Annotated in this window: 4 protein-coding genes; 2 read left to right on the top strand and 2 right to left on the bottom strand. The window is 75.6% G+C overall.

What is annotated here, in order from left to right:
* The coding region (locus SZN_RS36010; protein WP_007505345.1) for a lactonase family protein at positions 1-1,049 on the top strand (1,049 nt) is incomplete at its 5' end.
* On the opposite strand, the gene SZN_RS36005 is transcribed toward SZN_RS36010, so the two are convergent.
* The gene (locus SZN_RS36005) at positions 1,017-1,742 is read right to left on the bottom strand and encodes a DUF2470 domain-containing protein (protein ID WP_007505337.1); all 726 of its coding nucleotides are present in this window, start codon (positions 1,740-1,742) and stop codon (positions 1,017-1,019) included. The genes SZN_RS36010 and SZN_RS36005 overlap by 33 nt on opposite strands.
* Positions 1,743-1,840: 98 nt before the next feature.
* Positions 1,841-2,449, bottom strand: coding sequence for a TetR/AcrR family transcriptional regulator (locus SZN_RS36000; RefSeq protein ID WP_007505336.1), 609 nt, complete (start codon positions 2,447-2,449; stop codon positions 1,841-1,843).
* Positions 2,450-2,557: 108 nt separating this feature from the next.
* On the opposite strand from SZN_RS36000, the gene SZN_RS35995 reads away from it, so the two are divergent.
* A partial coding sequence (locus SZN_RS35995; protein ID WP_007505335.1) for a cytochrome P450 occupies positions 2,558-4,031 on the top strand: 1,474 nt, incomplete at its 3' end.

Below are 4,031 nucleotides of genomic sequence, written 5' to 3'. Positions count from 1 at the left end.
CGGGAAGCCGGGCACCGTCCGGGCCGCGCCCCCTGTACCTGGGGACCTACACCTCCGCCGAGGGCGGCGGCAGGGGCATCGGGCTGGCCTCCTACGACCCGGGGACGGGCCGGATCACCGGAGCCGGGACGGTCGAGGGCGTCGGGGACCCCTCGTATCTGGCGCTGCACCCCGACCGCCGGACGCTGTACGCGGTGAACGAGCGCGCGGACGGGGCGGTGACCGCCGTCCGCCTCGCCGACCGAGAGGTGCTGGGGAGCCGGAGCACCGGCGGGTCGGCGCCCGCTCATGTGTCGGTGCATCCGGGCGGGCGGTGGCTGCTGAGCGCCAACTACGGCAGCGGCAGCGTGGCCGTGCACCCGATCGACGCCTCGGGCGCGCTCGGCGAGCGCACCGACCTGGTCACGCACACGACCCCGCCGCCCGGCCCCGGCCAGGACGGCCCGCGCGCCCACCAGTGCGTGACCAGCCCGGACGGCGGTCATGTGCTCGCCGTCGACCTGGGCACGGACACCGTGTACACCTACCGGCTGGACGAGCGGGCCGGGACGCTCACCGAGGTCGCGCGGGCCGCCGCGGAGCCCGGCGCGGGACCCCGAAACCTCGCCTTCCACCCCGGCGGCCGGTACGCGTACCTCGCCAACGAGACCGGCGACACGGTGTCCGTCTGCGCGTACGACCCGCGCAGCGGCCGGCTGACGGTCGGCAAGGGGCAGGACACGGGTTCGGGACCGGGCGAGAACTACCCGGCGCAGCTCGTGGTGGCGCCCGACGGCCGCTTCGCCTACCTCGCCAACCGCGGCCACGACAGCCTCGCGCGGTACGCGGTGGAGGCGGCCGGGGCCCGGCTCCGGCTGCTCGGCACGGTGCCGGTCTCCGGTGACTTCCCGCGGCAGATCGCCCTGTCCCCCGACGGCGCGCTGCTGTTCGCGGCGAACCAGCGGTCGAGCGGTGTCAGCGTGTTCCGCGTCGACAGGGCGAGCGGTCGGCTGCGCCTCGCGGGCGAGCCGTTCGCGTCACCCGTCGCCGTCTGCGCGCTGCCGCTGTAGCGTCCGCGGGCAGGAGGCGGCGCTCGCCCGGACGAGCAGGACGTGCATGCGCTCGGTGAGCTGCGCGACGTCGTCGGCGGGCCGGTGGAACGCCAGCCGCACATCGCCGTGGGAGCGGGCGCGCTCGATGCGCAGCGTGAGTCCGTGCCGGTCGACGGCGAGGGGCTGGACGCGGACGGCGCCGTGCAGGCTGTCGGGCTCGACGAGCCGGGTGAGCCGTTCGACGGCGTCCGGGTGGCAGTCGGCGAGGTGGGTGAGCAGCCGGGCCTCGGCGGTGGCCAGCGGGTCGGGCTCGGCGGCGGCGAACTCGTCGAGGCCGATCACGACCGGTCCGCACGCCCGCCGCAGCACCACCCGCGCGGGGCGGAAGGCGAGCCCGCCCTCCTGCGGGCTGAACCAGCCGGACAGCCAGAGGCGGCCGCGGATCCGGTCGCCCACCGGGACCGGGGCGACGTCGGCGAACTCCAGGACGGCGCTGGGCTCGCCGCGCGGCGCGCAGACGGCCGCCGCGAGGAGCGCGCTGTCCTGCGGCACCTCCAGCAGGAGGCGGCCGTCGCCGGTCACCGTGTGCGCGCCGACCAGTTCCTCGCGGCAGCCGTCGGCGGTCACCGCGCAGGACCACGCGCCGGCGAGCACCGAGCGGGCCCGTTGCGCCGCCGACGGTGCCGCCGTCCAGGCTTGGCTGTCACCCATCCCGTACCTCCCATTAGGTAAGCCTTGCCTAACTTATCGAAGATCGGGCCGCACGCCAACCTGCTACGGCGGACCGGGGCGGCGCCTTCCGGGTCAGCTCAGGGCGCGACGACGCCGAGCAGCGCGCGCACGCACAGGTCGCGCACCTGCGCGCGGGAGAGCTCCGCGCCCTCCAGCCACTCCAGGCAGACGGCGGTGACGAACGCCAGCCAGCCGCGCACCGCCAGCCGGACCGCCGGGTCACGCCCGGCGTCCGGGCCGAACTCCGGGTCGGCGGCCATGACAGCGAGGATCTGCTCCTCCTGCGCGGCGAGCGCCTGCCGGTAGACCCTGCGCACGGCCCGGTCGCCCGCCGCGTCGGCCCGGTGGAAGGCGCGGTAGCCGTGGGCGTGCTCCTCGACGTACCCGAGGAACGTGCTCAGTCCGTCCGGGAGTTGCTCGCGCACCGGCACCCCGGGCACGGCGGCGGTCAGCCGCAGCATCCGTCCGCTCTCGCGCTCCACCACGGCCGCGAAGAAGTCGCGCTTGGTCGGGAAGTAGTGGTACAGCAGCCCGCGCGAGACACCGGCGATCTCCGCCACCCGCTCGATCCACACCTCGTCGTAGGGGCGCTCCGAGAACAACCGCGCCCCGACCGCGAGCAGTTGCGCACGGCGCTCCTCGGTGCTGAGCCGGCGGCGTGCGCGCCCGCCCTGGTTCGCGGCCATGGCCGCACCTTACTTGACGTGAATTCAACAGCGGGACCAGACTGGAACGCGTTATTGAACTCGCGTACAACGAGCTCAGCACGCCGCCGCATCGAGGGAGATCGCGTCATGGCGCAGACGAGGACCGGCGACGGGCTGCCGAAGGGCTTCCGCAGTGCCGAGCACGGCTGGCCGCAGCTCTCGCGCATACCGCATCCGCCGTACCGGGTGCCGCTGCTGGGCGACGTGGTGGGCGCGGGACGGCGCACACCGCTCCAGGACTCGCTGCGGTTCGCCCGGAAGCTGGGGCCGATCTTCCGCCGCAGGGCGTTCGGCAAGGAGTTCGTGTTCGTGTGGGGCGCCGGGCTCGCCGCCGACATCGCGGACGAGTCGCGCTTCGCCAAGCACGTCGGGCTGGGCGTCGCCAACCTGCGCCCGGTCGCCGGGGACGGGCTGTTCACCGCCTACAACCACGAGCCGAACTGGCAGTTGGCCCATGACGTCCTGGCCCCGGGGTTCAGCCGGGAGGCGATGGCCGGCTACCACCCGATGATGCTGGCGGTGGCCGAGCGGCTGACGGACCACTGGGACCTGGCGGCCGCGCGGGGGCAGAGCGTGGACGTCCCCGGCGACATGACCAAGCTGACCCTGGAGACCATCGCGCGCACCGGGTTCGGGCACGACTTCGGCTCCTTCGAGCGGAGCCGCCCCCATCCCTTCGTGACGGCGATGGTCGGCACGCTCAGCCACGCGCAGCGCCTGAACACCGTCCCGGCGGCCTTCCTGCCGCGCCGGGCCGCGCGCCGCAACCAGGCCGACATCGACCACCTCGACCGCACCGTCGACGAGCTGATCCGCGCCCGGACGGCGGGCGGCCCCGGCGACGGCGACCTGCTGGACCGCATGCTGGACACCGCCCACCCGGTCACCGGGGAGCGGCTGTCCGCGCGGAACGTCCGCCGGCAGGTCATCACCTTCCTGGTGGCCGGCCACGAGACCACCTCGGGCGCGCTCTCCTTCGCCCTGCACTACCTCTCCCGGCACCCCGAGGTCGCCGCCCGCGCCCGCGCCGAGGTGGACCGGGTCTGGGGCGGCACGGCGGCGCCCGGCTACGACCAGGTGGCCCGGCTGCGGTACGTCCGCCGGGTCCTCGACGAGGCGCTGCGGCTGTGGCCGACCGCGCCGGCCTTCGCCCGGGAGGCCCGCGAGGACACCGTGCTCGGCGGGGTCCACCCGATGCGCCGGGGCGCCTGGGCGCTGGTGCTGACGGCGATGACGCACCGCGATCCGCGGGTGTGGGGCCCGGACGCGGAGCGCTTCGACCCGGACCGCTTCGACCCCAGGGCCGTACGCGGCCGTACGCCTCACGCGTTCAAGCCGTTCGGCACGGGGGCGCGGGCCTGCATCGGGCGGCAGTTCGCCCTGCACGAGGCCACGCTGGTGCTCGGCCTGCTGCTGCGCCGGTACGACTTCGCCGGCGATCCCGGCTACCGGCTGCGGGTGGCGGAGCGGCTGACGCTGATGCCGCAGGGACTGCGGCTGCGCCCGGCGCGGCGCGCCCCCGCCGCGGCCGCGCCCTCAGGCGCCGACGCCCCCGGCCCGC

Origin of the sequence: Streptomyces zinciresistens K42, assembly GCF_000225525.1 — a bacterium.
GTDB lineage: Bacteria > Actinomycetota > Actinomycetes > Streptomycetales > Streptomycetaceae > Streptomyces > Streptomyces zinciresistens.
This window is presented reverse-complemented; position numbering and strand designations above follow the sequence as displayed.